This window comes from Ruegeria sp. BB6, from assembly GCF_056539385.1.
Genome location: NZ_JBQFUW010000011.1, coordinates 20,986 through 46,938 on the forward strand (window position 1 = coordinate 20,986; position 25,953 = coordinate 46,938).

Below are 25,953 nucleotides of genomic sequence, written 5' to 3' on the forward strand. Positions count from 1 at the left end.
CAAAGAGTTCAGACAGTCCCAAATGCGAAAATCAGAATGATCCGATCTTTACTGGCACTCTGTGCGATCTTCTTGGCGCTTGCGCTTGGCGGCTGCACAACCTCTCAACCCAGCGCCAGTCAAAGCGACATCGACGCGCTTACCGTTGCCATCAAAGAGCTTGACCCAAGCATCGATCCAAACGAAGCGCAAAGGGCCGCTGCTATTTCATATTCCTATTCGCAGCAGTTGGCGCGGGATTGGAATGTCACTGATGCGGCTATCATTCACAATGCCAAGGTCATTAACGGGTTTCGGGAACGCGGATTGTGCAATGACTGGGCCGAAGCCATGTCTGCACGCCTTCGGCAAGAAAACTTTCGCACGTTGGACGTGCATTGGGCCACATCGCCGCCCACGCAGTTTCGTATCATCCACCACTCGGCCCTGATCAGCGCCAAAGGTGCTTCGATGTATGACGGAGTCATTCTCGACCCTTGGCGGAACAGTGGCGCGCTGTTCTGGGCCCCTGTCCGCGAAGACACACGGTATAACTGGCGACCTCGGAGCGAGGTTCGCGAAGAGCTGTTGAACGGCGCAATACCGTATTGATAAGGATACCGGCATGCTACGCCTCGTCTTTGCTTTTCCCCTTCTTGCGTTATTTCAATGCGACAAGGACGAAACGGTGGCCGCTTATGGCGCGGCGGATCAGACCTGGGAGCTGCAGGAAATCGATGGTGAACGCTTTCCGGCAAGTGCCCTGCTGAGGTTCCCCGAAGAAGGCAAGATTGCAGGCAATGCCCCCTGCAACAGCTACAGCGGCAAGCTGAACGCCCCCTATCCCTGGTTTGAAATCACCGATCTGACAGCAACACGCGCGGCCTGCGCCGGGCTTGAGGCAGAAGGTTTCTACTTTGCGGCGCTGCTGGCCATGACCCAGTCTGAAGTGTCCGGGGATGTCCTGATCCTGCGCAATGACGACGGGCATGAAATGGTGTTCAAAGCCGCCGAATAAACTGATCCACGAAACGGGCCCGCGCCTCGGGCAACGGGTTGTGACCGAGCGACGGGGCCAGATGATGCTCCAGAAAGTAACCCGTTGTCCGCAGCCCCTGCGCAATCTCTGTATCCGGGGCAGTTCCTTCACCCTTCAAACAAGGCGGCAATGGAAGCAGCCTGTCTGCCCATTCCCCCGCGCCCTGCTCGCTGACCGCACGACCGGTTTTCGGAGAGACAAAGATCAAACCCTCAGTTGCGCCCGTTACGGCACAGGCTGAAAAGTCGAGGCCAAAACCCAACTCCTCAAGCAACGCCAGTTCCCACCGCAGATAGGCCAGTGGCCAAATCTCATCTTGGCCCAGCAGGTCCATCAACTGTTCCGTTTGCTTGTAGACCCCCGGATGCGGTTCGCGCTCGGGCAGGCTGAAGGACAGCAACGCCACCACCGCGTTCAGACCCGACAACGCGAGCCGACCAGAGAACGCCGCCGCTGCGCGTGACCGCAAGGGTTCAACTTGAAACGTGCCAAGATGTTCCTCTAGCCGGGCCCGCCAGAGAACATCCACCTGTGCCCCCGGTTGCAAGGTCGGAGATATTTTGCGGCTGGCCCCACCCCGAACAACCCCAGCGTGACGACCGTGGGCCTCGGTAAAGACCTCGATGATCGCTGAGGTCTCGCCATGCCTGCGAGACGTCAGAAGGATGCCATGATCGCGCCAGTCCAAGTTATGATCCTGTGGAAGATTGTGCTGAGCGCAACAAATCCCAAGCCAGTGCAGTGTGCAAGGGTATCAGACACGGGCACCAGTTTTGCACCTGAGTTTGACGGTGCGAGGGGCACAAACTGCGACGCGCCCCGCCGGATCATCACTCCAGCCCGTCCTCACCCAAAAGATGCCGCCCTTGCCGGTCTTCGACTTCGATCACCCAAAGATCGGGATCAAAACTGCGTTGGCGCTGAATGGTACTGTCCACGTCTGCTTCTTCACCGCTGGACAGCTCCACCCATTTGCGCTCACCGCTCATCAGGTCAAAGCTGCGTTGAAAGGCCACCGCCTGACCATCCAGCGTGTTCATCTTGACCAGCACAGCGCCCGCCGTATCGTCGCCATGCGCCACGACAAAAGCCGGGATATCCTGAAGCCTCAGCCGCGCGATATAGGCGTGAACCCAGAAATCTGCGGTCAGTCGGGTCATGCGTTTCCGTCTTTGAAATCCAGTCCCATTTCCGAATACCGTTCGGATTCCTCAAGCCAGTTGGGTCGGACTTTCACTTGCAGGAACAGGTGGATTTTCCGGTCAAGGAACTCTTCCAGTTCGGCGCGCGCCGCTTGGCTAACGGCTTTGATCGTCTCGCCGCGTTTGCCCAGAACGATCCCCTTGTGGCCGTCGCGCATGACATAGATGACCTGATCAATCTTGGCCGAGCCATCCTTGCGCTCTTCCCAGTTCTCGGTCTCGACAGTCAGTTGGTAGGGCAGTTCCTGATGCAACCGCAGGGTCAGTTTCTCGCGGGTCATCTCGGCCGCAATCAACCGCAGCGGCAGATCGGCAATCTGATCCTCGGGATAGAGCCACGGACCTTCGGGCAACTCAGCGGCCAGCCACTTTCGCAGGTCATCGACGCCAAAGCCTTTCTCAGCCGAGATCATGAAAGTCTCGGCAAAAGGATAGCGCGCATTCAGGTCACTGGTCAGCGCCAGCAGCTTTTCACTGGGCACCTTGTCGATCTTGTTGATGGCCAGTGCGATGGTGCGCCCCTGTCCGATCTCCTCCAACCCCTCAAGGATACGCTCGACCCCTTCGGTGATGCCTCGGTGCGCTTCGACCATCAGCACGACGACATCGGCATCCGCAGCCCCGCCCCACGCGGCGGCGACCATGGCGCGGTCCAGACGGCGGCGCGGTTTGAACAGGCCGGGTGTGTCCACAAATACAAGCTGCGCGTCCCCTTCCATCGCGACGCCACGAATACGGGCCCGCGTGGTCTGAACCTTGTGCGTCACGATCGAGACCTTGGCCCCGACCATCCGGTTCAGAAGGGTGGATTTGCCTGCGTTGGGCTCTCCGATCAGAGCGATAAATCCGGCGCGTGTGGTCATGTGTCCTGCGATCCTGTTTGCAAGTGCGCACCCCTATATCAGAAAGACCCAATGGGCCAGAGGGATTTGTTGACAGTCCGACATGCCCGTCCTTGGCAGGGGCAAAGCCTTTGCAGGGGAAAAAAAGCAATAAACGGCCAGCGACATGTGTCAGAGTTCTGCTAGGCTAGGGTTAGGATTTCGGACAAAAAACGTGTTTACCACCATCTGCAGCAACATCCCCGGACCAACCAGAATGATCGCAGGAATGTGCGGCCTGCTGTCATGCGCCCTGCTTGCGACAACGGGTCCGACGCAGGCCGAGAACATGGACCTCCGAATAACCGAAACCATCCCGGTCAAGGAAAAGGCGCTGCCTTACACGTTGTATCTGACGCTAAAAGACACAGGACCAACCCGATTGGGCATGGCCGCGTTTCTGGATTTGCGTTCATTTCAGAAACACGCGCCTTGGATATTTTCGGGGGTGCTGCAAGAAACCTGTCAACGTAAGTTTTCGCTTGCTGTTTCTGATGTTCAGGCTGATGCGGACGCGCTTGTGGCAAAGGGGCAGGTCCAGGCCAAGTTCTATGCCTGCGACACCGATGATCCCGAAACTCATTACCGGGGGGTCTTGCTGTTCGGGCAAAATGTGGATGTCATCGTGAAGGCCGCGGCAGAGGTGGAACAGAACTGTTTGCATGTGCGTCTGAGGGATATTGATCTGGAACTGCAAGGGGTCGTAGGAACCCTCTCGGATTTGATTGGCCTGACCGACAAAGCGCGTGAAGTGATCCTTGCAAAAGGCACCGAAGTTCTGGCCGAAAATCCCGTATGCCCCGAACTGCCAAGCGAACTGGCAGGGTTGGAGCCACGGTTCACATCCGGCGGAATTCGAGAAATCGGCACCGGCGGCGTAGGAGCGACGCTTAGCGGGTCGGTCGATACCAGTGCGGAAACGTTGTTGGATCTGATTGCTGTACTACAGGAAACGCAAGGCGTCGGGGTTGTGGAATGAAGGTGCTGATACCGCTTGCCTGTGGCCTGTGCCTAACCTCGCATCCTGCATTGGCCCGCGAGGTAAAACTCGAATTCAATCAGACCCTTGCGGCCGACGGGATGGAATTTCCCTATCGCCTGTCCATGACGCTGACAGATGTTGCCCCAACACGTATCGGCGTTGAGGCCATTTTAGATTTGCGTGAGGTACAGGAAGCACTTTCCGAAGTGTTAAACGACACCGAACTTGCAAACCTTTGCAATGCACAGGTGACGCTAGAAACCCTCAGCACGGTCGCACAAGGAAATGAAATTGCGGTTCAGGGTCGCTTTGCAATGGAGGCGTTCAAATGCGATCGCAAGGCTGGCCAGCCTCCGCAACGGCTTGAAAGTATCGCAGCAAATTCCCTCACGTTCACGGCGGCGGCTTCGGTGCAGGTCCAAGACCAATGCGTGTACTTTGAATTGGGCGGGATGGACCTGACACTGGCTAAACCGATCCCGGACACAGAGACACAAGCGCAATTCCTAAGCGAGGCCCAAGCCATATTTCAGAAGGCCAGTAATGCAGTTCTACAGCGCAATCCAGTCTGCCCGACCCTGCCGCCAGAATTGTCTTCGATTGACCCCCGCTTTGCCTCGGGCGGCACGGTAGAAATCAGCAATGGCGGGATCGGTGTCGCGCTAAAGGGGTCATTCGACGTCAGCCCCGGGACTATTCTGGATGTGCTGAAAGTGTTGCAACAGCAAGGGGTACTGCCTGCAGCTCGCTGATCTATCAGGTCAGACTATCCAACAAAGCCTTGGCCGCTGCCTGCTCTGCCTGCCGCTTTGATCCTGCTGTGGCCTGCGCCTCAGTCCCGTCCTGCAGTTTGGCTGCGATAGTGAAAACCGGCGCATGGTCGGGGCCGCTGCGCTTAACCTCGACATAGGACGGGGGCTTTTGCCCGCGCGCCTGCGCCCATTCCTGAAGCGCGGTTTTCGCGTCGCGGGCGTCCGCCTCGACATTGTGAATCCGGTCGCCCCAAAGTCGCAGGATCACGCCTGCCGCAGCCTCAAAACCGGCGTCACGGTATATGGCCGCAATGACCGCTTCCATCGCATCGCCCAACAGCGCTTGCTTGCGGCGCCCGCCAGACAACATTTCGGACCGGCCCAGTTTCAGCACAGCCCCAAGATCAATCTGACGTGCCACATCCGCGCATGCTTCTTTGCGCACAAGCGCATTGAAACGGGGCGCAAGCTGCCCTTCGGATGCCTTTTTATCGGCCTCCAGCAGCGCCGTGGCCATCACAAGGCCCAAGACCCGGTCACCCAAAAACTCCAAACGCTGGTTGTCGGGACGGGTCGACGACGACACCGACCCGTGCGTCAGGGCACGCACCAGCAATTCGGGGTTTGAAAACTCATACCCCAAACGCTGCTGGAAAGCCTTTATGTCAGCCGAGAGCTTCAATTCACCGCCTTAAAGAACCGATCTCCGCGCCAGGTCCAGAAGAACAGCATCGAACGCCCTGCAGACGAGAACATGATCCGATCAGCGCGACCGATCAGGTCTTCGTAGGGAACATACCCCACTCCGCCAGCCGATTGCGGCAGACGGCTGTCGCTCGAGTTGTCGCGGTTGTCACCCATAAAGAAGTAATGGCCTTCGGGCACGGTATAGATGCCGGTATTGTCCGATCCCTGATTGCCGATATTTAGGACGTCATAGGACACCCCGTTTGGCAGAGTTTCGATCACGCGAGATTTTTCACACAGGCCGCCATAACCGACAGGTCCGTTTTCACACCGAGGGCGCAACCCTTGCGACCCCTGCGGCGCGGATACTTCGGTAAAGACTCCGTCGGGCTGCTGCGGAACCGGGGTGCCATTTAGGATAATCTGACCCTGACGCACCTGAATTCGATCCCCCGGCAGCCCGATCAAACGCTTGATATAGTCACGACCCGTCGCTGGATGGCGGAAAACGATGACATCGCCGCGCTCGGGCTCTCCCTCCCAAATCCGCGAGTTGTCGTCGCCCTGCATCCAGCCGCAAATATCCTTGGCATCAATATTCAGCCCAAAGCTGGGGATGATAAGGCTGGGGCATGACGCATAAGAATACCCGTAGGCCATCTTGTTGACGAACAGGAAATCCCCGATCAGCAGCGTCTGCTTCATCGACCCGGAGGGAATCCAGAAAGGCTGAAAGAACAGCGTGCGGAAAACGCCTGCGATCAGCAATGCGTAGACGATGGTTTTGATCGTCTCCCACACCGAATTTCCGGTTTTGACGTCCTCGGCCATACTGCTCTCCGGTCCTTGATTTGTTGGGGTGCTACATGCGGGGCGAGGCCCGGTTAGTCAAGGCCGGACGGCGCCTTCGTGAAGCTGTCGCGCCTCAATCACCACGAAAGCCTGCGCCCAGGGGTGATCATCTGTCAGCGTAACATGGATGATCGCTTCGTGGCCGTCGGGCGTCATTTCGCGCAGACGCTCAGCGGCCCAGCCGGTCACATGCATGACGGGCTGGCCTGTGCGAAGATTGGTAACGGACATGTCTTTCCACGCGATCCCCATGCGCAGACCAGTGCCCAGCGCCTTGGAACACGCCTCTTTCGCGGCCCAGCGCTTGGCGTAGGTTCCGGCGGTATCCGCGCGATTTTCGGCTTTGCGCTGTTCGATTTCCGTAAAAACCCGATTGCGGAAACGATCACCGAACCGATCCAGCGTACCCTGAATCCGTTCAATATTCGCAAGGTCCGTGCCAATGCCGAGGATCAAGTCACACCTCCAGTACAACAGAGCCCAACTTCTGCCCTGCTTCTACCATTTCATGAGCCGCCGCTGCATCCGACAGCCCGCCGCCAGGCACAACCGCGTGGCTGAGCGCATTTTGTTCCAGCCATTGACCAAGCTGCGCTTCGCCCCGGCGTCGCGACGCGGCATCCATCTGATAAACGATCAGCATGTGCAGGCGGATATTCTTGAACATAAAGCCATAAAAATCCAATTCTGGCCGCATCTGAGAAGCCGACGCATAGCTGGCTATCGTCCCGCAGGGGCGGATCAACGACAAAGACGCGCTCTGATTGGCGGCGAAATCCACCTCAACAATGCGATCCACGCCTTGACCGTTGGTCATGTCCATCACAGCCTCGGTCACATCCTGCGCGCGATAGTTCACCCATTCATCCGCACCGGAATGAGCGGCCTTTTCGTCAGAACTGACTGTAGTGATAACACGCGCGCCGCCCAGAGCCGCCATTTGGCAGGCATACCTGCCAACGGTCCCTGCACCACCGTTAACCAGAACCGTTTTCCCGGTTATAGGACCATCGCAATAAAGCGCATACCAAGCAGTCATGGCCGGTATCCCGAAACAAGCGCCTTCGGCAAAGCTGGTGGTTTCAGGCAGGTAGACCGCCTGTTCAGATGGCACGGCGATGTATTCTGCACCGGTGCCAAAAGCACGCTGCCACTGCCCATTCCAAATCCAGACTCTTTCACCAACCCGGGCGGAATCCACACCGTCGCCCACTGCTTCGATCACGCCAGCCCCATCGGAATGAGGGATGACGACGGGGTATTGCATGGTAGCACCCGGCCGCGCGCCGCCCCGCAGTTTTACGTCGGACGGGTTGATGCCGCTTGCGCGAACGCGCACCAGCACCTCGCCCGGTCCGGGCTTGGGATCAGGCATATCAACCAGTTCCAGAACCTCTGATGCGGGTCCAAACTTTCGGTAGGTAATTGCTTTCACGCCGGTACATGTCCCGTTCTGATTGACAGAGTTTTGTCGATGGCCAGGTTCTTCAAGTCTTTTGCTTCTTTCTGCCCATCGCCCTGAGCTCCGCTTTCATGGCTAGCCAGAAAATCACGCTGTTCGAGAAAAAAGCCCAGATCGTTAGCCATGCCATCAACTCTACAATTTGGCCACTGCGGTGCCAAAAGCGGAAAAGGAACATGTCCACCGGACCGATCCCGGACAGGGCTAACAGAAAATAGGCCACGTAGTTGACGAAAAAGAAGAACAACGTTGCCGCAACCGCAAACTGAAGGATTTCGATCATACGCGGCATACGCTGCGCGGATCGTGCTGTCGCACGCCCGGCAATGGCCGCCGCAAGAATCGCTGACAAATACGGAATGCCCACATTCGTCAGGTCTATTCCGGTCAGAACAAGCAACACGACGATCGAAATTGGCAGCAAAAACAGGATCACGACCACCCAGATCGCATAGTGCCACAAGTTGATAGTTTTCAACGCCTTGCCTTCCCTGATCAGGCTACGGGTTTACGCGGGCTTCTTCCATCAGCCTGCGCATTTCCTGAATGGCCGGGGTGAGGCCCAGAAAAATTGCCTCGCCGATCAGAAAGTGACCGATGTTCAACTCTCGCACCTCGGGAAACTCTGCCACGGGTTTCACGGTCTCATAGGTCAGCCCATGACCCGCGTGAACCTCCAGGCCCAGCGAGTGTGCGAAGGCGGACATCTCACGCAGGGATTCAAGTTCCCGGTTGGCTTCGTCAAAGTGTCCCTCGGCAAAGGCATCGCAATAAGCGCCGGTGTGCAGTTCGATCACCTCTGCCCCAATGCGATGAGCCGCTTCGATCTGGCGCTGGTCAGCGGCGATGAAGATCGAAACCCGGCACCCCGCCTCACGCAGCGGCGCGATGAAATGGGCCAGCTTGTTTTCCTCACGCGCGACCTCTAGCCCGCCCTCGGTGGTGCGTTCCTCACGCTTTTCGGGAACGATACAGACAGCGTGCGGTTTGTGGCGCAGAGCAATTTTCTGCATCTCAGGCGTCGCCGCCATCTCGAAGTTCAACGGCACAGACAAGACGTCCATCAGCGCTTCGATGTCTGCATCCAGAATGTGACGGCGATCCTCACGCAAATGAGCGGTGATGCCGTCAGCACCGGCCTCTTCCGCCAGTTTCGCAGCCCGCATCGGGTCAGGGTACGCTCCGCCACGCGCGTTCCGAATGGTCGCAACGTGGTCGATATTCACACCCAAACGCAGATGGTTTTCAGACATCGCTTGATTCCTTTCCCGAATTTTTGCCCGAGCCTAGTGGGTTTGTAACGGGAACGGCAGCCCCGGACTCGGCCAAACGTTTGATTTCATCAAACTTCGCCTTGATCTTGTCTCGGCGGCGCTGCTGGTAAGTGCGTATCAGGGGAAGGCTGAGGTAGTAACAGATCGCAGCGGCAAGCAGACCGGGCAGAATACCTCCGACCAGATAAGGATAAAACACTTCACGATAAAAGACGCCAAGACCGTGCCAATCCGCGACCCGATCTGTGAACATGGCGATCAGGTTGTCCTTTAAGTCCCGCAGGGCGTTGGCGAATTTCCTCATCAGCCCTTGCGTGTCGCCTTCCTGGAACTCTGTACCCAGCAAGAAATGCCCTGTTTGCAGGCACACCACCCCGATCGGAACGTAGGTAAGCGGATTGCCAAAGAATGTCCCGCTGAGCGCGGCCAGAATATTGCCGTTGATCAGCCGTGCGCACACCGCGGCCACGACAAAGTGCAAACCATAGAAAGGCGTGAACGCGGCAAAGACCCCTGCCCCGATACCACGCGCAATACGCTCAGGCGAATCCGGCAGGCGGCGCACACGGTGTTTGACGTAGTGAAAAGCGCGGGTCCATCCACCACGAGGATAGACGAATTCTGATGCGATCTGGACAGGCGAGCGTCGATCTCGGCGCTTGAATACCACTCCTGATCACCCCTTCTTAGCCAGCCGCCACAGCGGTTTTGGTCCTGTCTCTGTAACGTTCGACCGCAGCCACGTCGCTTTCGGCCTCAAGCATCAGCATAAGCGAATGCAGCTGTTCCAGGTCGCGCAGTTCGACATTGATCAGCAGGCGGTAAAAATCCGGTTTGCGGTCGACAAATTCCAAGTTTGAAATATTGGCCTTTTTCTCGCCAATCAATGTGCAAATACGCCCCAGTACCCCAGCATCATTTCCAATGGTCAGATCAAGGGTCGCACCATAAACAGCCGGGTGTGTTCCGGTATGCCAGTGCAGATCGACCCAACGGTCAGGCTCGCCCTCAAACTCGGTCAGGCGGTCACAATCGATGGCGTGGACCACCACGCCCTTCCCGCGATAGGTAATGCCCACAATCCGCTCGCCCGGCAGCGGCTGACAGCACGACGCGCGGTCGAACTTCTGCCCGGGTTCCAGACCGATCACGGCACGGCGCAGCGGGATCGCGTCGCCGTCATCCTGAGTCAGTTCCGGGTAGACCGCGCTGACCACATCATGGGCGGTCAGTTCCGCGCTTCCGAGTCGCGCCAGCAACTCGTGCCGGTCCTTCAGACGAAGATGCTTGGCGGCCGTATCCAGCGCCTTGTCGGTCGCTTTGCGCCCGACGTGATCAAAGCCGGATCGCGCCAACTCTTTGCCCAGCTTGATGAACCGTTCGCGATCCACTTCGCGCAAGGCACGGCGAATGGCGGTTCGGGCCTTACCGGTCACCGCGATCTCAAGCCATGTGACCTGCGGTGTTTGCCCGTCGGCGGTGATGATATCCACAGATTGCCCGTTCTTGATCCGAGTCCACAACGGAACCCTGATACCATCCACTTTGGCACCAACGCAGGCGGACCCGATCCGGGTGTGGATCGCATAAGCAAAGTCGATAGGCGTGGCCCCGCGTGGCAGCTTGACCACATCGCCCTTGGGCGTGAAGCAGAACACCTGGTCGGAATACATCTCCAACTTGACCGCTTCGAGGAAGTCTTCGTGATCCTCCTCACTGTCAAACTGTTCGGTCAGGTTGGCGATCCATTTCGCCGGGTCGACCGCAAACGGGTTTTCCGAGCGGACACCGTCGCGATAAGACCAATGCGCCGCCACACCTGTTTCAGCTACATCATGCATCTGGCGGGTACGGATCTGAACCTCGACCCGCTTACCGTCGCGCCCAGACACGGTTGTGTGGATCGAGCGATACCCGTTCGATTTCGGCTGGCTGATGTAATCCTTGAACCGTCCCGGCACAGCGCGCCACCGCTGGTGAATGGCCCCCAGCGTCCGGTAACAATCTTCTTCAGTCTGGGTGATGATGCGGAACCCATAGATATCAGACAAGCGCGAGAAGCCCTGATCCTTTTCCTGCATCTTGCGCCAGATCGAATAGGGTTTCTTGGCGCGACCGAACACCTCGGCTTCGATCCCGGCCTTTTCCAGCTCGCGCCGCATGTCGCCCGTGATGCGGTGAATCACGTCACCGGTTTCACGCTGCAATGTGATAAAACGGCGAATAATCGACTGGCGGCCTTCAGGGTTCAGAACGCGGAATGCGAGGTCTTCCAACTCCTCACGCATCCACTGCATCCCCATGCGGCCCGCAAGCGGCGCGTAGATATCCATCGTCTCGCGCGCTTTGACGACCTGCTTTTCCGGGCGCATCGCCTTGATCGTGCGCATATTGTGCAGACGGTCGGCGAGCTTTACCAGGATAACCCGCAGGTCCTTGGACATCGCCATGAACAGTTTGCGGAAATTTTCGGCCTGTTTGGTTTCGCGGCTTGAAAGCTGCAGGTTCGTCAGCTTGGTGACACCGTCCACCAGTTTGGCGACCTCATCGCCGAAAAGGTCGGACACCTTCCCATAGTTGGCCTTGGTGTCTTCGATTGTGTCGTGCAGAAGGGCCGTTATGATCGTCGCATCATCCAGACGCTGTTCGGTCAGGATGGCAGCAACGGCAACGGGATGGGTAAAATAAGGCTCTCCCGAGTGGCGGAACTGGCCTTCATGCATTTGCATCCCGAACTCGTAAGCTCGGGCGATACGGTCTACATTTGTCTTGGGGTTGTAGTTGCGGACCAGCGCAATCAGATCATCAGCAGAAATCATCCGGTCCGCACCTTCGTTCGAGGGGATTACCCCTGGCCTTGAGCCTCCATCAGAGCGCGCAACAGCTTTTCTTCGGACATGTCATCGTCCGCAGGCTTATCGGTTTCCGCACCCATCAGCAGAGCCATCTGGTCTTCTTCCGGCTCGTCAACCTCGATCTGGGTCTGGTTGGCTTCGATCAGGCGCTCACGCAGCTCGTCCGCGCTTTGGGTTTCATCCGCGATCTCGCGCAGCGAAACGACCGGGTTCTTGTCGTTGTCGCGGTCCACGGTGATCGGGCCACCAGCGGAAATCTCGCGCGCACGATGGGCGGCAAGCATCACCAGCTCGAACCGGTTTGGCACTTTGTCTACGCAGTCTTCAACCGTCACGCGGGCCATAGGGCGCTCTCCGTTACTGAGTCCATGTCAGGAAGAAGTTTATCTAAGCGCGAATCCCCGCCTTGACAAGCAGGAAATGCTGCAAATGCACCGATCACAGCGGGGTTACTGCGGCAACTTCTTCGGCGGGAAGGTCCGCAAGCATTTCCGCTGTGGTTCGACCCAACACCGGATGACGCCAATCCGGGGCGACATCCGCCATCGGAACCAGCACAAAAGCCCGGTCCTGAAGACGTGGATGCGGCAGGATCAACTGATCCGGTGCCTGTTGCCTTTGATCCTTGGCTGACAAAGTGCGCCATCGTTCAAATTCCGCAAAATCCGGCAGGATGGCGTCGTCGAAACAGACCAGGTCCAGATCCAAGGTCCGCATGCCCCACCGCTGAATCCGCTCGCGGCCAAACTCGTGTTCGACCTCATGCAGCATATGCAGCAATTCGGACGGCGAGCGGTCAGTCTCAAGCATTGCCGCTGCGTTTACGTAATCCGGCCCTGCACCGACGGGAAAGCAGGGCGTTGCGAAAAAGCGGCTGACAGCGCGAATCACCACATCGTGACGCGAAACTGCGTCAAGTGCCTTTTCAAGTGTCACCTTGGGTCCATGATCCCTCAAATTGAGATTTGCGCCCAGTGCGATCACCGCTTTTGACCTGATTTTACCCATCCTACTCCCTATATTCGGCGAATTGCATACTTGCGATACACGGTAAATGCCCTAATTATAGGCGTATCAGCGCGCCGCTCATTTTCTAAACTCACTCACGTAACATCCGGCGCTCTGGTTTGTACCGGAAGGAACTATTTATGTTTTATAAAGACGAACGGCTAGCGCTGTTCATCGACGGCTCGAATCTTTATGCGGCCGCGAAAGCACTGGGGTTTGATATCGACTACAAACTGCTGCGGCAGGAGTTTATGCGCCGCGGTAAAATGCTCAGAGCTTTCTACTACACAGCGCTTCTGGAAAACGACGAGTATTCGCCGATCCGTCCTTTGGTTGACTGGCTGCATTACAACGGCTTCACCATGGTAACGAAACCGGCAAAAGAATACACCGACAGCATGGGGCGTCGGAAAGTCAAAGGAAACATGGACATTGAGCTGACCGTGGATGCAATGGAACTGGCGCCGCGCGTGGATCATATCGTGCTGTTCTCGGGCGATGGGGATTTCCGCCCGCTGATTGCCAGCCTGCAACGCCAGGGCGTGCGTGTTTCGGTCGTCTCGACCATTCGCAGCCAGCCGCCGATGATCTCGGACGAACTGCGCCGCCAGGCGGACAACTTCATCGAACTGGAGGACCTGCGCGACGTGATCGGCCGCCCTCCACGTGAAGTTCCGATGGAACCGCGCAGTGTCGCGGCCAGCGGGCAATAGCACCGGTTCACTCGGTACCGGGAAGGAAATCAGCGCGGTCAGGATGAACACCTGACCGCGCTTCTTTAACTAGAAACAGGTGCTAAAACACCTAACCGTTACCACTGATTCATGTCAGTTCAATGACGCAGTCCTGTCTGGACCAAGGCCGGGAAAAGACTTACCTGTGGCCTCAAGGAGACCGTGACATGAACAAGCCCCCCCTTACCCTGTACCTAGCCGCACCGCGCGGGTTCTGCGCCGGCGTCGACCGGGCGATAAAGATCGTCGAGATGGCGCTGAAGAAATGGGGCGCTCCGGTCTATGTGCGCCACGAGATCGTGCACAACAAATTTGTCGTCGACGGGCTGCGCGACAAGGGTGCCGTTTTTGTCGAAGAACTGGACGAATGTCCCGATGACCGGCCAGTGATTTTCTCGGCCCACGGCGTGCCGAAGGCCGTCCCGGAAACTGCTGCTCGACGCGAGATGATCTATGTGGACGCGACCTGTCCCTTGGTATCCAAGGTCCATGTCGAAGCGCAGCGCCACGCGGACGCGGGCCTTCAGATGATCATGATCGGGCACAAGGGCCACCCTGAAACGGTTGGCACAATGGGGCAACTGCCCGAAGGCGAAGTCCTGTTGGTCGAAACGGTCGAAGATGTTGCAACGGTTCAAGTGCGCGACCCTGAAAAGCTGGCGTTTGTCACGCAAACAACCCTTTCAGTGGACGATACCAAAGACATCATCGCCGCGCTTGAGGACAGGTTCCCGTCCATTGTCGGCCCCCACAAAGAAGACATCTGCTACGCCACGACCAACCGGCAGGAAGCGGTCAAGGCTGTCGCGCCAAAATCGGACGCCTTGCTGGTGGTTGGCGCACCCAATTCGTCCAATTCACGGCGTCTGGTCGAAGTCGCCTCGCGCGCCGGGTGCGACTATACCCAGCTTGTACAGCGCGCGACCGATATCGACTGGCGCGCGTTGGAGGGGATCTCGAGCATCGCCATCACCGCAGGCGCATCGGCCCCCGAAGTGCTGGTGAACGAGGTGATTGACGCCTTCCGCGATCACTATGACGTAACGGTCGAGATGGTGGAAACGGCCGTCGAAAACGTCGAGTTCAAGGTCCCACGCGTGCTGCGGGAACCCGCATGAGCGGCATACCACGCGCGCCCCTGTTTCTTGGATTAGCTGGCCTCATCCCATTCGTCTGGGGCGCTCTGACCTATCTGAACGGTGATCTGAACGACTGGGGCAAAGAGGCGCTGGGGCCTCGGTTTGTTGGGCCATATGTCCAGTTATTTTACGGCTCCGTCATCCTGAGCTTCATGTCAGGCGTTTTGTGGGGATTCGCGACCAAGACGTCCGGCAGCAAGGCAGCAACCTGTTACACACTCTCGGTTCTGCCTGCGCTATGGGCATTCTTCAAGACAGGCGGCGGCCCGGTCAGCGCTGGAACAAGCCTGATGTACGGATTTGCCGGGTTGCTTTTGTTGGACGCCATGTTTTCATACTGGCGACTGACCCCGGTCTGGTGGATGCGGCTGCGCATTTTGCTGACGACCGTTGTCTTGGCCTGCCTTGCCGTCGGAGTGTATTTGTGACCGATAAAAAAACAATCGACGCCTACACAGCCCGTGTCGCCGAATACCTAAGCATCCCTCTGCCGCCAGAACAGATCGAAGCGCGCATGGCCTTTGCCGAAGCGGTGATCGACGGCGGGTATGTGCTGGACCTCGGCTCTGGTCCCGGTTCAGACAGTGCGTTCCTACAGCGCGAAGGGTTGCGGGTTCGGGCGCTGGACGCAACACAGGCCTTTGTCGATCACGCTCGGGAAAATGGCATAGATGCGCATCTTGGTACGTTCGACGACGTGACCGAGGTTGCCGAGTATGACGGCATCTACGCCAGTTTTTCGCTTTTGCACGCCCCGCGCGAAGATTTCCCACGTCATTTGACGGCGATCCACCGCGCTTTGAAACCTCAGGGCGTTTTCTTCCTCGGCCTGAAACTCGGCACGGGGGAACATCGCGACGATCTGGATCGGTTCTATACCTATTTCTCGCAGACCGAGATCGAAGCAGCCCTCGCAACCGCCGGATTTACCATCGACCAGATCACCACTGGCGTCGGAGCGGGGCTGGCCGGGTCTTACGACGGTTTCATTCTGGTGCTCGCCCATGCCTGAACTGTTTGCCTATACAGACGGGGCCTGTTCCGGCAATCCCGGCCCCGGTGGGTGGGGTGTGTTGCTGCGCGCGATGGAAGGCGACACCGTTCTGAAGGAGCGCGAGCTAAACGGCGGAGAGGCCGAAACCACCAATAACCGCATGGAACTGCTGGCCGCGATCAGCGCGCTGGAAACACTGGAACGGGCGTCGAAAATTACAGTCGTTACAGACAGCGCCTATGTAAAGAACGGCGTAACCGGCTGGATTTTCGGTTGGAAGCGCAATGGCTGGAAAACGTCAAACAAAAAGCCTGTCAAGAACGTCGATCTGTGGCAACGGCTGGATGAAGCGCAGGCCCGCCACGATGTGACGTGGGAATGGGTCAAAGGACATGCCGGTCACCCCGAGAACGAAAAGGCAGATGAACTGGCCCGTGCTGGCATGGCTCCGTTCAAGCCGAAAAAGGAAAAGGCGTGAGCGGTCTGGCGTTGCTCGACTATGCCTCGGTCTTTGTGTTCGCGTTGACGGGCGCCTTGGTCGCAAGCCGGGCGCAGTTGGATTTGGTCGGCTTTGCGTTCATTGCCTGCCTGACCGCGGTTGGCGGCGGCACAGTGCGCGATCTGCTGCTGGACCGGCACCCTGTTTTCTGGGTTGGGCAGCCCAACTATATCCTGATCGCGACCGGTGCTGCCGCGCTGGTGTTCTTCACGGCACACCTTGTGGAAAGCCGGTATAACTGGCTGGTCTGGCTGGACAGCTTTGCCCTGTCTATCGCCGTTGCCGCTGGAACGGCTGCCGCTTTGTCACTGGGTCATTCCGGCATCATCGTCGTTTTGATGGGGATCATCACAGGTTGCCTCGGCGGGTTGATGCGCGACGTGGTCTGCAATGAGGTCCCGCTGGTTCTGAAACAGGGCGAGCTTTACGTGTCTTGCGCCTTTGCCGGTGCTCTGACCGCCGTTCTTGCAACCCGATTAGGGCTCGACACCCTTGCAGCGCTTGCCGCTTGTGCACTTGTCTGTTGGGCTCTCAGAGCTGGATCGCTACTGTTTGGCTGGCGGTTGCCCGTCTACAAAAGCCGGCCACCGCGTCGTTAGCTACGAAGCCAGGGCCAAGTATCGTGGGCTGGTCCGACAGCGGCCAAGCAGATCAGCGGCGCAGATATTTTTGCCAGATCCAGATCACCAGCAATGCGCCCAGAACGGCACCAACGAAACCGGACAACCACCCTGCTACGGTTATCAATGCGCGCAGAAGAAACCCGCCGACCAGAGCGCCGACGATGCCAATAAGCATCGTTGTCGGAATGTCAGCCTCGATCCGCATCAGACGTGTGGCCAGAAACCCTGCGGCCGCGCCGATCACAATCAGAGCGATTACGGGCATGTCATTTCCTCCAATGCGTCGGCACGATGATCAGCGCACCGATGGATGAGATCACAGCATTCAGGCCGGGCGCGCCAAAGCTGATGCCGAACATGATACGGATAAAATAGAACAGAAAAGCCCCACCGACGCATATTATGATGGACGGCAAGTAACCGTTATGCGTGAAACCGGTTTTCTCTGACAGGTATCCTACGATCCCGGCGATCACGACTGTGCCCATCAGGATCATGAACATGCGGTTTTACTCCGATTGAAAAAGCGTACCAGCCGGGATTGGCCAGCCGCGCAGGAACGTTTCTGTATCCTGCGCGCCTTTGCCCGCCCTTTGCAAGCGCAGCAGTTTCACGGCCCCTTCTCCGCAGGCGACACACAGCGCGTCGTCCAGAACCTGACCTGGGGCGCCCTGTGCCTGGGCGAGACAAGAGGCCAGCAGTTTGACCCGCTCGCCTTCAACCAAGGTCCATGCGCCGGGAAAGGGTGACAATCCGCGTATCTGGCGATCGACCTCAACCGCCGGGCGGGTCCAGTCGATGCGTGCCTCGGATTTGTCAATCTTGGTGGCATAAGTCACGCCATCGTCGGGCTGGTTCACCGGAGTCAGATCCGTCAGGGTAGCCAACGCCTGTACGATCAGCTCCGCGCCCATCTCAGAAAGCCGGTCATGAAGTTGGTCGGTCGTTTCCCGCTCTCCGATATCGGTTGCCTGTCGCAGCAAGACGGGGCCGGTGTCCAGCCCTGCCTCCATCTGCATGATACAGATACCGGTCTGAGCATCACCCGCCATGATCGCACGGTGAATCGGCGCGGCACCTCGCCAGCGGGGCAACAGACTGGCATGGATGTTCAGGCACCCATGTCGCGGCGCATCCAGAATGGGCTGAGGCAACAGCAAGCCGTATGCCACAACGACCGCCACGTCAGCTTGCAGAGCAGCGAAAGCGGTTTGTTCTTCCTCGGACTTCAAAGAAACCGGATGGCGCACGGCAAGGTCCAGCGCCTCGGCTCGCGCATGAACCGGGGTCGGGCGGTCTTTCTTACCCCGCCCCGCTGGGCGCGGCGGCTGACAGTACACGGCGGCAATCTCGTGCCCGGCCTCAACCAGCGCGTCCAAAACCGGCACCGAGAATTCGGGCGTTCCCATGAAAATTATGCGCATAGTCTGCTCCGGGGCTTGGGTGGTGCCGGGCTAAAGCCCAGCCTACGCGAGTTTCTTTGCTTTGCGCAGCAGTATGTCGCGTTTGACTTTGCTGAGCCGGTCGAAATACATCTTTCCGTTCAGATGGTCGATCTGGTGCTGCACGCTTGTAGCCTCGATCCCGACAAAGTCGCGACGGTCAATCATGCCCTGTTCGTTCAGAAACTTGACCGTCACCGCACGCGGCCGTTTCACCTTGGCCGAGACACCGGGCAGGTTTGGGCTGGCCTCATCATGCTCACGCATCTCGACCGAGCTGTGCAGAATCTCGGGATTCGCCAATCGCACGGCCCGGCCCCGCTCGGTCGAGCCATCCACGACCGCCAGTCGCAGCATCACCCCGATCTGAGGCGCGGCAAGGCCTACGCCGGGCATCGCCTCCATCGTATCCACCATGTCATCCCAGATCGCGCGGATATCGTCGGTGATCTCGGTCACGGCCTCAGCCTTGGTGCGCAGGCGTTTGTCGGGCCATGGCAGGCAAGTACGGACCGTCATGCGCGGGCCTTTTCACGCTTTAGCTTTTGCATCTTGCGCGTGATCATCTGGCGCTTGAGCGGCTTGAGATAGTCGATGAACAGCTTGCCGTTCAAATGGTCGATCTCGTGCTGCACGCAGGTCGCCCAGAGGTCATCGAAGGTTTCCTGCTGCGGGTTGCCATCGCGGTCGATCCACGCGACCTCAACGACTTTGGGTCGGGTCACTTCGGCGTATTGCTCAGGGATCGAAAGGCAGCCTTCCTCATAGACGTTGGTTTCGTCCGAGGATGCGATGATCTCGGGGTTGAACATGATCAGCGGGCGCGGTGCCTCGCCCTCTTCCTTGACGCAGTCCATCACGATCAGCCGATCCAACACACCGATCTGCGGCGCGGCCAGCCCGATGCCGGGGGCGTCATACATGGTTTCCAACATGTCATCGGCCAGTTGACGCAGCTCGTCCGACAGGTCGGTCACAGGGGCACAAACCTTTTTCAGGCGAGGGTCGGGATGGATAAGAATTGAGCGTTTCATGAGGTTGATTTAGGCCATCACACGCCCCACCGCAACGCCCCCCTTGCACCTGTCAAAATTGTAGCTAGCTTTCCTGCGGACAGATGGAGAAGACATGACTTTCAACGACCTGATCGACCGCCGGGGCACTCACAGTTCAAAATGGGACAAGATGGAGCAACTCTACGGCGTGTCGCCGCAGGACGGGCTGGCGATGTGGACGGCAGATTCCGATTATCCCAGCGCTCCTTGCGTCATTGAGGCCGTTCGCAAGGCCGCAGAACACGGCGTTTTTGGCTATTCGTGGGCGCACCCTGACTATCTGGCCTCGGTCCAGTGGTGGATGAAGAACCGTCATGGGTGGGACATCGACACAGACTGGGTTCTGACCTCGCAAGGTCTGGGCAACGCGATCGCACTGTGTCTGGATGTGTGGGCCGAGCCGGGGGACGGCGTGGTCATATTCACGCCGGTCTATCATGAGTTCGCCCACAAGGTGAACAAGACCGGTCGCCGCGTGGTGGAATGCCCGTTGGTACGAGAGGGCGACAGTTACACCATTGATTTGGACGACGCGCAGTCGCGCCTGGACGGGTCGGAAAAGATGCTTCTCTGGTGTTCACCGCAGAACCCGTCTGGCCGGGTCTGGACTGCGGATGAGCTGCGCGCCGTGGCAGCCTTTGCCGAACGCAACGGGCTTGTGCTGGTTTCCGATGAGATTCACCATGATCTGGTCTATCCCGGCAGCACCTTTGTCCCGATGGACGTGGCCGCACCCGATGCGCGCCCGTGGACGGTGACCCTGACAGCAGCCTCCAAGACGTTCAACATTGCTGGTCAGCGTACCGGCAACATGATCATTCCTGACCCGAAACTGCGCGCAGCGATGGCCCATCGCCTCAACACGCTGGACTATGGGCCCAGCGCTTTGGGCGTGGCCATGATCATGGCGGCCTATTCGCCCGAGGGTGCCGCATGGGTCGACGAACAGATCGCGCATCTGGACGGCAACCGAAAACTGTTCGATGCGACGATCGCGGATATTCCCGGTCTTTGGTCCATGCCACTTCAGGCGACATATCTGGCTTGGGTCGATTTTTCAGGCACTGGGATGGATCACGATGAGTTCATCCACCGCCTTAGAAACGATGCGCGGATTGCAACGTCCTCCGGACCCGGTTTCGGCACCGGCGGGGAAACGTTCGAGCGGTTCAACCTAGCCACCCAACGCAGCCGCATCGAAGAGGCTTGCACCCGATTGAAACTGGCGTTTGCAGACTTGCAGTAGATCTATGCCCAACGGTAATCCCGTTGGGCAGCCACTCAGCCCTTGTGCCCCAAAAGCGCGATGGGCGCGTCAGGATCGCGATAAAAGTCCAGCGGAGCCTTGTCAGCCGCGGCAGTACTGCGCTTGAACTCATAGCGCATTTCGCCTGCTTCGTCCTGATCCGCAATGATCAGACATTGATACAGGTGGTTTGCGCCATCGTAGATGTCGACAAGCCCGCGTAACCGAGGCGTAGTTTCGGCCTCGACCGTGAAACCGTCTTTCCACAATCTTAGAATTTTAAACGTATTTTCGCCAAATTCGACACGCAGCCTGCTGGCTTTCTTGAGCCCCGCGATTCGCGCAGCGTCCAGTTCAGCGCTCATTTCCTTTGAAACATAGGTCGTCATTACAAATTCCCCCCGCAGCGGACTCCTATTGTGCGGACACGAAAGTAAAAATCCAGTAAAGTCCTAATGATAAAATCTTAGCTTTCCTGCCTGTTGCATGAAATCCCAGTCCGATCTGTGCACATGTGCAGACGGTCTGCGCGTTCCGTCGGATGGGAACGATGAAAGCGGCCCCCTATGTTTGGAAAATCGAAATGCGGAGGAACACAGCATGGGCCTGTTGGTCGAGGGCAAATGGCACGACACCTGGTATGACACCGAATCCACGGGTGGCGCGTTCAAGCGCAGCGCGGCTCAGTTTCGCAACTGGTTGACTGCTGATGGCAGCGCTGGTCCGTCGGGCAAAGGCGGCTTCAAGGCGGAACCGGGGCGGTATCACCTGTATGTCAGCTATGCCTGCCCATGGGCGCATCGCACATTGATCTTCCGAGAGTTGAAGGGGCTAAGCGACCTTGTCACGGTGTCAGTGGTTCACCCCGATATGCTGGACAAAGGCTGGACATTCGTAAGGGACAACGACGGCGCAACTGGGGACAACCTCTATGGGCTGGACTTTGCTCACCAGGTCTACACCAAGGCTGACCCAGGCTATTCGGGTCGTGTGACCGTGCCAATCCTTTGGGACAAACAGTTAGAAACCATTGTCTCGAACGAAAGCTCTGAAATTATCCGCATGTTCAACTCGGCCTTCAACGGGATCACGGGAAACACCGACGATTACTGGCCAGAGGCAATGCGCGACGACATCGAAGAGGTGAACGCGCGCGTCTATTCCGACGTTAACAACGGCGTCTACAAGTCGGGCTTTGCCACGACCCAAGCAGCCTATGACGCCGCCGTAGCGCCACTTTTCGATACATTGGACTGGTTAGAAAATCGCCTGAGCGCAAATCGCTACCTTTTAGGTGACCGGATCACCGAGGCTGACTGGCGGCTGTTCACAACATTGATCCGGTTCGACCCGGTCTATCACCTGCACTTCAAATGCAACCGAAGACGGCTGATCGACTATCCGAACCTGTGGGCCTATACCCGCGAGCTATACCAGTGGCCGGGCGTCGCGCAGACGGTGAACATGACCCACATCGTGCGCCACTATCACTACAGTCACGACAGCATAAATCCGCATCGGATTATTCCGGTTAACCCCGTGCTGGATTACATGGAGCCGCACGGCCGCGGTCAGCGACCCGCCGCGTAATGTTCGACCATCGCCGCCAGATCTTCTGGCGGCGTTGCACTTTGCACATAGGCGCAGGCGTTCGGGCTGTGCGCAAAGATCGACCCATCCGAGAAAAAGGTCGTGTTGGTCACAAATATCACCCGCGCGCCCGGTCGACGGTAGCTGGCGAAATCAGCAACAGCCAGCGCGCTGCCAGTTTCCAGAACCAGGTCCAACACTATGATATCGAACTCAGCGCCATAAAGCGCAAGGATCGCGGCCTCTTGCCCGGTCACAAGCGTCACTTCGGCGCCCTGGCGCTGTAGATGCCTTTTCCAGACCCGACCTAGATCAGGGTTACTCTCAACAATCAAAACATTCATTAGCAACAACCTCGGCACAGGGTAGAACGGGTGGTGCCGAACCCTGAACTTTGTGATCACGCTATTTCCTTAACAAAGTGTTAATGGCCTCCATTCACCCCTCAATCACGCGGATTTGCTTGTGTATGCGGCAAAAATCCGCTTGAAACGCGCCGATACAAGCGATTCCGGCAAGTGTAATGATGGCAACTCAAACTCATACTCTGAACCCGTGCGCGGCGCGTGATCATGGCGGCGGGCTTGATGGGGCCATAGCCACCTACGGTGGGACTCGCGCAGATTGGATTGACCTTTCCACCGGCATCAATCCGCACCCTTACAGCATTGATGGCTTAATCCCGTCAGACTGGACCGAGCTTCCCGACCATGGCGCTTTTGAACGCTTGACCGACGCAGCCCGCGACTGTTGGTCTGTGCCCGACAGTGCCGAAATACTACCATCGCCCGGCGCCTCTGCGGTGATCGCGCGTATCCCCGCACTTGCCCAAGCGGGCCGGGTTCAAATCACGACGCCCACATACAACGAGCACGCAGCCGCATTTGCCGCGCAGGGCTGGACGGTTCAATCCGAAGGTCCGGCCGCAGCGCGTGTGATCGTTCACCCAAACAACCCGGACGGGCGCATCTGGTCCGAAGCCGACGCGGACGCCCCCCTGACCATCATCGACGAAAGCTTTTGCGATGTCTGTCCAGAGGCTTCCCTAATCCACATGGCGGCGAAACCCGGCGTGATCGTATTGAAAAGTTTCGGGAAATTCTGGGGACTCGCCGGGCTGCGCCTGGGATTTGCGATCGGCCATCCCGACCTGATCAAACAGCTCAACGATCTGACCGGGCCTTGGGCCGTCTCCGGCCCCGCTCTAAGGATCGGAGAGCGTGCGCTAAGGGATAAGGGCTGGGCTGACGCGACGCGCGCACGGCTGACGGACGAGGCCGACCGTCTGGACCGACTGATCACCTCACGCGGTGCGTCCTTGATAGGCGGCACCACACTGTTCCGACTGCACGAAGTCGACAGCGCCGCCGATTGGCAGGACCGCTTGGCGCAGGCGCATATCTGGAGCCGCATTTTCCCCTATTCCAAGACCTACCTGCGTCTTGGCCTGCCCCCGGTCAACGGATGGGACAGGCTGGAGGCCGCGCTGTGAGCACCCCCTTTCTGCTGGTCTGCGCGATGTGTCTGGACGCCGCGCTTGGCGAACCCGATTGGCTTTGGTCGCGCCTACGCCACCCGGCAGTCATCACCGGATCGTTCATTCAATGGCTGGACAAACGTCTGAACCACCGAGGGCATCGGCGTCTGAAAGGGGTGGCGGTTGCGCTGCTATTGGTTTGTGGGGCAGTGATCCTGGGACTAGCGCTGTCATTCCTTGGACCTGTGGCCGAGATCATCGTTTGCGCGATTTTGCTGGCCCAGAAATCGTTGGTGTCTCACGTCCGCGATGTAGGGGACGGGCTGCGGGTCTCGCTGGCCGAGGGCCGAGCTAAGGTTGCCATGATCGTGTCGCGCGACACCCGGGACATGACAGAAGCTCAGGTCGCGCGATCAGCCATTGAAAGTGCGGCCGAAAACCTGAGCGATGGGGTAATTGCGTCCGCGTTCTGGTTTCTGGTCGCTGGCCTACCAGGGCTTCTGGTCTACAAGGCCATCAACACGGCCGACAGCATGATCGGCTATCGCACCGAAGAATACCGTGACTTCGGCTGGGCTTCGGCGCGGTTGGATGACGCGCTGAATCTGATACCGGCCCGCTTGACCTGCGCGATGATCGTTACGCTGTCCGGTCAGTGGTCGCGCTGGCCCGAGATGGTGGCCGACGCACAGCGCCATATTTCGCCCAACGCGGGATGGCCCGAGGCTGCCACGGCGCGCGCACTGAACGTCGCCCTGGCAGGGCCGCGCAGCTATGATGGCCAGCTTCGCGATCTGGCATGGGTAAACGGCGACGCCCCACGGGACATCGGCGCGCCGGAGATTTTCCGCGCATGTGACCTGCTTTGGAGGGTCTGGGGGCTTGCACTGGGCCTCGTGTCAGTGTGGGTTGGTATCAGCTTTGTTTTCTGACGGATTCACCCATGCGCTTTCTTCCCGGCATTCTTGCCGCCGCCTTGTTTGCTTCGCCCGCCTTTAGCCAATGCGGAGGCGGATTCAATAGCTTTGTGAATGGCCTAAAGGCTGACGCTGTCGACAAGGGATTCGACGCATCAACCGTCAACGGGTTTTTCCAAGGCGTCCAGCAGGATGGTGCGGTGCTGAGGGCAGATCGCGCGCAAGGCGTATTTCAGAAACCGTTCATTGAATTCTCTCGCCGCCTGATCTCGCGGAACCGGATTGATCGCGGGCAAGCGATGTCGCGCAAATACGAATCAGTGTTTGACCGAATTGAACGGGAATATGGCGTGTCTCGCGGCGTGTTGCTGGCGTTCTGGGCGTTTGAAACCGACTACGGCGCGGTTCAGGGGGATTTCAACACCCGCAACGCCTTGGTGACACTGGCCCATGATTGCCGCCGGCCCGAGCTGTTCCGGCCGCAGATTTTCGCTGCGCTAAAGCTGTACGATCAGGGCAATTTCGATCCCGCCCGAACGACAGGAGCCTGGGCGGGTGAGATCGGCATGGTTCAGATGCTGCCGCAGGATATTCTGGACAATGGCGTGGACGGCGACGGCGACGGGAAGGTTTCGTTGAAAACATCCGCTCCGGATGCGCTTTTGTCCGGCGCGAAAATGCTGTCGCATCTTGGGTGGCAACCGGGGCAGCCTTGGCTGCAGGAAGTCACGGTTCCCGCCCAGATGGATTGGTCATTGTCTGGCCCGGGCAAGCCGCGCCCTGTGTCCGAGTGGCAGGCGATGGGCGTACAGGCCCGCAGCGGCTCACTGGCCAACCTGCCTGCATCGCTGATCCTGCCACAAGGACATAAGGGACCGGCGTTTCTGGCCTATCCCAATTTCGACGTATATTTTGAATGGAACCAGAGCTTTGTCTACGTCCTAACCGCCGCCTATTTCGGAACCCGACTGGAAGGTGCGCAAATCTACAACGCTGGGAATCCGGCGCAGGGTTTGACAGACGCGCAGATGAAGCAGCTACAAACCAAGCTGCAGGCGCGCGGCCATGATGTAGGCAAGATCGACGGCATTCTGGGCGCCGGAACACGGGCGGCTGTTCAGGCCGAACAACAGCGACTGGGTCTGCCAGCAGATGCATGGCCGACGGCGGAGTTGTTGGGGCGGTTGTGAAAGGGTGTCTGGCTTGACCGCTTTGCAATTTGTCTATCCAGCCACCGATGCTATGGGCGCATTCGGTGGCTGCC

Annotated in this window: 35 protein-coding genes; 15 read left to right on the forward strand and 20 right to left on the reverse strand. The window is 58.3% G+C overall.

What is annotated here, in order from left to right; translation table 11 throughout:
• Positions 1-36: 36 nt before the first annotated feature.
• Both ACR0B7_RS19720 and ACR0B7_RS19725 read left to right on the forward strand, forming a co-directional pair.
• Positions 37-591: a hypothetical protein gene (locus tag ACR0B7_RS19720; RefSeq protein WP_480682281.1), complete on the forward strand. Its 555-nt coding sequence runs from the start codon at positions 37-39 to the stop codon at positions 589-591.
• A gap of 13 nt (positions 592-604) precedes the next feature.
• Positions 605-997, forward strand: a complete 393-nt coding sequence (locus tag ACR0B7_RS19725) for an META domain-containing protein (protein ID WP_170485949.1) — start codon at positions 605-607, stop codon at positions 995-997.
• On the opposite strand, the gene recO is transcribed toward ACR0B7_RS19725, so the two are convergent.
• The 3 genes from recO to era form a co-directional block, all read right to left on the reverse strand.
• A complete protein-coding gene (gene recO / locus ACR0B7_RS19730) occupies positions 981-1,706 on the reverse strand; it encodes a DNA repair protein RecO (RefSeq protein WP_170485950.1) in 726 nt (241 codons plus the stop codon). The genes ACR0B7_RS19725 and recO overlap by 17 nt on opposite strands.
• Positions 1,707-1,848: 142 nt before the next feature.
• Positions 1,849-2,178: a DUF1491 family protein gene (locus ACR0B7_RS19735; protein ID WP_170485951.1), complete on the reverse strand. Its 330-nt coding sequence runs from the start codon at positions 2,176-2,178 to the stop codon at positions 1,849-1,851.
• Entirely contained in the window at positions 2,175-3,083 is a 909-nt protein-coding gene (era, locus tag ACR0B7_RS19740) for a GTPase Era (protein WP_170577010.1), read from the reverse strand. Before era ends, ACR0B7_RS19735 begins: the two co-directional genes overlap by 4 nt.
• 193 nt (positions 3,084-3,276) lie before the next feature.
• On the opposite strand from era, the gene ACR0B7_RS19745 reads away from it, so the two are divergent.
• The gene (locus ACR0B7_RS19745; RefSeq protein ID WP_170485952.1) at positions 3,277-4,080 is read left to right on the forward strand and encodes a hypothetical protein; all 804 of its coding nucleotides are present in this window, start codon (positions 3,277-3,279) and stop codon (positions 4,078-4,080) included.
• Positions 4,077-4,835: a hypothetical protein gene (locus ACR0B7_RS19750; RefSeq protein ID WP_170485953.1), complete on the forward strand. Its 759-nt coding sequence runs from the start codon at positions 4,077-4,079 to the stop codon at positions 4,833-4,835. The genes ACR0B7_RS19745 and ACR0B7_RS19750 overlap by 4 nt, the downstream gene beginning before the upstream one ends.
• A 4-nt stretch (positions 4,836-4,839) precedes the next feature.
• On the opposite strand, the gene rnc is transcribed toward ACR0B7_RS19750, so the two are convergent.
• The 10 genes from rnc to folK all read right to left on the reverse strand — a co-directional run bounded on the left by rnc (position 4,840) and on the right by folK (position 12,973).
• On the reverse strand, positions 4,840-5,517 hold the full coding sequence (gene rnc / locus ACR0B7_RS19755) for a ribonuclease III (RefSeq protein WP_170485954.1): 678 nt from the start codon (positions 5,515-5,517) through the stop codon (positions 4,840-4,842).
• A complete protein-coding gene (gene lepB, locus ACR0B7_RS19760; protein WP_170485955.1) occupies positions 5,514-6,353 on the reverse strand; it encodes a signal peptidase I in 840 nt (279 codons plus the stop codon). Before lepB ends, rnc begins: the two co-directional genes overlap by 4 nt.
• 57 nt (positions 6,354-6,410) lie before the next feature.
• Complete coding sequence (gene acpS, locus ACR0B7_RS19765) at positions 6,411-6,830, reverse strand: holo-ACP synthase (RefSeq protein ID WP_170485956.1); 420 nt, start codon at positions 6,828-6,830, stop codon at positions 6,411-6,413.
• Between the two features lies 1 nt (position 6,831).
• Entirely contained in the window at positions 6,832-7,809 is a 978-nt protein-coding gene (locus ACR0B7_RS19770) for an NADPH:quinone reductase (RefSeq protein WP_170485957.1), read from the reverse strand.
• A 52-nt stretch (positions 7,810-7,861) separates the two neighbouring features.
• On the reverse strand, positions 7,862-8,314 hold the full coding sequence (locus ACR0B7_RS19775) for an ABZJ_00895 family protein (protein ID WP_170485958.1): 453 nt from the start codon (positions 8,312-8,314) through the stop codon (positions 7,862-7,864).
• Between the two features lie 22 nt (positions 8,315-8,336).
• Positions 8,337-9,089, reverse strand: coding sequence for a pyridoxine 5'-phosphate synthase (locus ACR0B7_RS19780; protein ID WP_170485959.1), 753 nt, complete (start codon positions 9,087-9,089; stop codon positions 8,337-8,339).
• Positions 9,082-9,780, reverse strand: coding sequence for a DUF2062 domain-containing protein (locus tag ACR0B7_RS19785; protein ID WP_170388234.1), 699 nt, complete (start codon positions 9,778-9,780; stop codon positions 9,082-9,084). Before ACR0B7_RS19785 ends, ACR0B7_RS19780 begins: the two co-directional genes overlap by 8 nt.
• A gap of 16 nt (positions 9,781-9,796) precedes the next feature.
• Positions 9,797-11,929 (reverse strand): RelA/SpoT family protein, encoded by a 2,133-nt coding sequence (locus tag ACR0B7_RS19790; RefSeq protein WP_170577011.1) that lies wholly within the window; start codon positions 11,927-11,929, stop codon positions 9,797-9,799.
• A gap of 26 nt (positions 11,930-11,955) precedes the next feature.
• Positions 11,956-12,309, reverse strand: coding sequence for a DNA-directed RNA polymerase subunit omega (rpoZ, locus tag ACR0B7_RS19795; protein ID WP_142639234.1), 354 nt, complete (start codon positions 12,307-12,309; stop codon positions 11,956-11,958).
• A gap of 94 nt (positions 12,310-12,403) precedes the next feature.
• Positions 12,404-12,973 (reverse strand): 2-amino-4-hydroxy-6-hydroxymethyldihydropteridine diphosphokinase, encoded by a 570-nt coding sequence (gene folK / locus ACR0B7_RS19800; RefSeq protein WP_170485961.1) that lies wholly within the window; start codon positions 12,971-12,973, stop codon positions 12,404-12,406.
• 140 nt (positions 12,974-13,113) lie between these two features.
• On the opposite strand from folK, the gene ACR0B7_RS19805 reads away from it, so the two are divergent.
• From ACR0B7_RS19805 to ACR0B7_RS19830, 6 genes are all read left to right on the forward strand, one after another.
• A complete protein-coding gene (locus ACR0B7_RS19805) occupies positions 13,114-13,686 on the forward strand; it encodes a LabA-like NYN domain-containing protein (protein WP_170388228.1) in 573 nt (190 codons plus the stop codon).
• Positions 13,687-13,874: 188 nt separating this feature from the next.
• The gene (ispH, locus tag ACR0B7_RS19810) at positions 13,875-14,825 is read left to right on the forward strand and encodes a 4-hydroxy-3-methylbut-2-enyl diphosphate reductase (RefSeq protein WP_170485962.1); all 951 of its coding nucleotides are present in this window, start codon (positions 13,875-13,877) and stop codon (positions 14,823-14,825) included.
• The gene (locus ACR0B7_RS19815) at positions 14,822-15,274 is read left to right on the forward strand and encodes a DUF3429 domain-containing protein (RefSeq protein ID WP_170485963.1); all 453 of its coding nucleotides are present in this window, start codon (positions 14,822-14,824) and stop codon (positions 15,272-15,274) included. Before ispH ends, ACR0B7_RS19815 begins: the two co-directional genes overlap by 4 nt.
• Positions 15,271-15,858 (forward strand): class I SAM-dependent DNA methyltransferase, encoded by a 588-nt coding sequence (locus tag ACR0B7_RS19820; RefSeq protein WP_480682289.1) that lies wholly within the window; start codon positions 15,271-15,273, stop codon positions 15,856-15,858. Before ACR0B7_RS19815 ends, ACR0B7_RS19820 begins: the two co-directional genes overlap by 4 nt.
• On the forward strand, positions 15,851-16,318 hold the full coding sequence (gene rnhA, locus ACR0B7_RS19825) for a ribonuclease HI (protein ID WP_170485964.1): 468 nt from the start codon (positions 15,851-15,853) through the stop codon (positions 16,316-16,318). Before ACR0B7_RS19820 ends, rnhA begins: the two co-directional genes overlap by 8 nt.
• On the forward strand, positions 16,315-16,938 hold the full coding sequence (locus ACR0B7_RS19830) for a trimeric intracellular cation channel family protein (protein WP_170485965.1): 624 nt from the start codon (positions 16,315-16,317) through the stop codon (positions 16,936-16,938). Before rnhA ends, ACR0B7_RS19830 begins: the two co-directional genes overlap by 4 nt.
• Positions 16,939-16,990: 52 nt before the next feature.
• Here ACR0B7_RS19830 and ACR0B7_RS19835 read toward each other — a convergent pair whose 3' ends face one another.
• From ACR0B7_RS19835 to def (ACR0B7_RS19855), 5 genes are read right to left on the reverse strand one after another with little or no spacing between them, the layout of a single operon-like run.
• Entirely contained in the window at positions 16,991-17,227 is a 237-nt protein-coding gene (locus ACR0B7_RS19835; RefSeq protein WP_170413888.1) for a GlsB/YeaQ/YmgE family stress response membrane protein, read from the reverse strand.
• 1 nt (position 17,228) lies between these two features.
• The gene (locus tag ACR0B7_RS19840) at positions 17,229-17,465 is read right to left on the reverse strand and encodes a hypothetical protein (RefSeq protein ID WP_170485966.1); all 237 of its coding nucleotides are present in this window, start codon (positions 17,463-17,465) and stop codon (positions 17,229-17,231) included.
• A gap of 6 nt (positions 17,466-17,471) precedes the next feature.
• A complete protein-coding gene (gene fmt, locus ACR0B7_RS19845) occupies positions 17,472-18,386 on the reverse strand; it encodes a methionyl-tRNA formyltransferase (RefSeq protein WP_170485967.1) in 915 nt (304 codons plus the stop codon).
• A gap of 42 nt (positions 18,387-18,428) precedes the next feature.
• Positions 18,429-18,923: a peptide deformylase gene (gene def, locus ACR0B7_RS19850; protein WP_170485968.1), complete on the reverse strand. Its 495-nt coding sequence runs from the start codon at positions 18,921-18,923 to the stop codon at positions 18,429-18,431.
• Positions 18,920-19,438, reverse strand: a complete 519-nt coding sequence (def, locus tag ACR0B7_RS19855) for a peptide deformylase (RefSeq protein ID WP_170485969.1) — start codon at positions 19,436-19,438, stop codon at positions 18,920-18,922. The genes def (ACR0B7_RS19850) and def (ACR0B7_RS19855) overlap by 4 nt, the downstream gene beginning before the upstream one ends.
• A gap of 94 nt (positions 19,439-19,532) precedes the next feature.
• Between def (ACR0B7_RS19855) and ACR0B7_RS19860 the strand changes: the two genes are divergently transcribed.
• Complete coding sequence (locus ACR0B7_RS19860) at positions 19,533-20,705, forward strand: MalY/PatB family protein (RefSeq protein WP_170485970.1); 1,173 nt, start codon at positions 19,533-19,535, stop codon at positions 20,703-20,705.
• 35 nt (positions 20,706-20,740) lie between these two features.
• Here ACR0B7_RS19860 and ACR0B7_RS19865 read toward each other — a convergent pair whose 3' ends face one another.
• Positions 20,741-21,094 (reverse strand): hypothetical protein, encoded by a 354-nt coding sequence (locus tag ACR0B7_RS19865; RefSeq protein ID WP_170577012.1) that lies wholly within the window; start codon positions 21,092-21,094, stop codon positions 20,741-20,743.
• Between the two features lie 211 nt (positions 21,095-21,305).
• On the opposite strand from ACR0B7_RS19865, the gene ACR0B7_RS19870 reads away from it, so the two are divergent.
• A complete protein-coding gene (locus ACR0B7_RS19870; protein ID WP_170485971.1) occupies positions 21,306-22,295 on the forward strand; it encodes a glutathione S-transferase family protein in 990 nt (329 codons plus the stop codon).
• Here the strand turns inward: ACR0B7_RS19870 and ACR0B7_RS19875 are convergent.
• Entirely contained in the window at positions 22,277-22,639 is a 363-nt protein-coding gene (locus ACR0B7_RS19875) for a response regulator (RefSeq protein ID WP_170413874.1), read from the reverse strand. The genes ACR0B7_RS19870 and ACR0B7_RS19875 overlap by 19 nt on opposite strands.
• Before the next feature lie 179 nt (positions 22,640-22,818).
• On the opposite strand from ACR0B7_RS19875, the gene ACR0B7_RS19880 reads away from it, so the two are divergent.
• Genes ACR0B7_RS19880 through ACR0B7_RS19890 form a run of 3 tightly spaced genes read left to right on the forward strand, consistent with a single transcriptional unit; the run spans position 22,819 to position 25,879 of the window.
• Positions 22,819-23,787 (forward strand): threonine-phosphate decarboxylase, encoded by a 969-nt coding sequence (locus tag ACR0B7_RS19880; protein WP_480682294.1) that lies wholly within the window; start codon positions 22,819-22,821, stop codon positions 23,785-23,787.
• Complete coding sequence (gene cbiB, locus ACR0B7_RS19885; RefSeq protein WP_170577013.1) at positions 23,784-24,704, forward strand: adenosylcobinamide-phosphate synthase CbiB; 921 nt, start codon at positions 23,784-23,786, stop codon at positions 24,702-24,704. The genes ACR0B7_RS19880 and cbiB overlap by 4 nt, the downstream gene beginning before the upstream one ends.
• Positions 24,705-24,715: 11 nt before the next feature.
• Positions 24,716-25,879: a lytic murein transglycosylase gene (locus ACR0B7_RS19890; protein ID WP_170577014.1), complete on the forward strand. Its 1,164-nt coding sequence runs from the start codon at positions 24,716-24,718 to the stop codon at positions 25,877-25,879.
• Positions 25,880-25,953 lie beyond the last annotated feature (74 nt).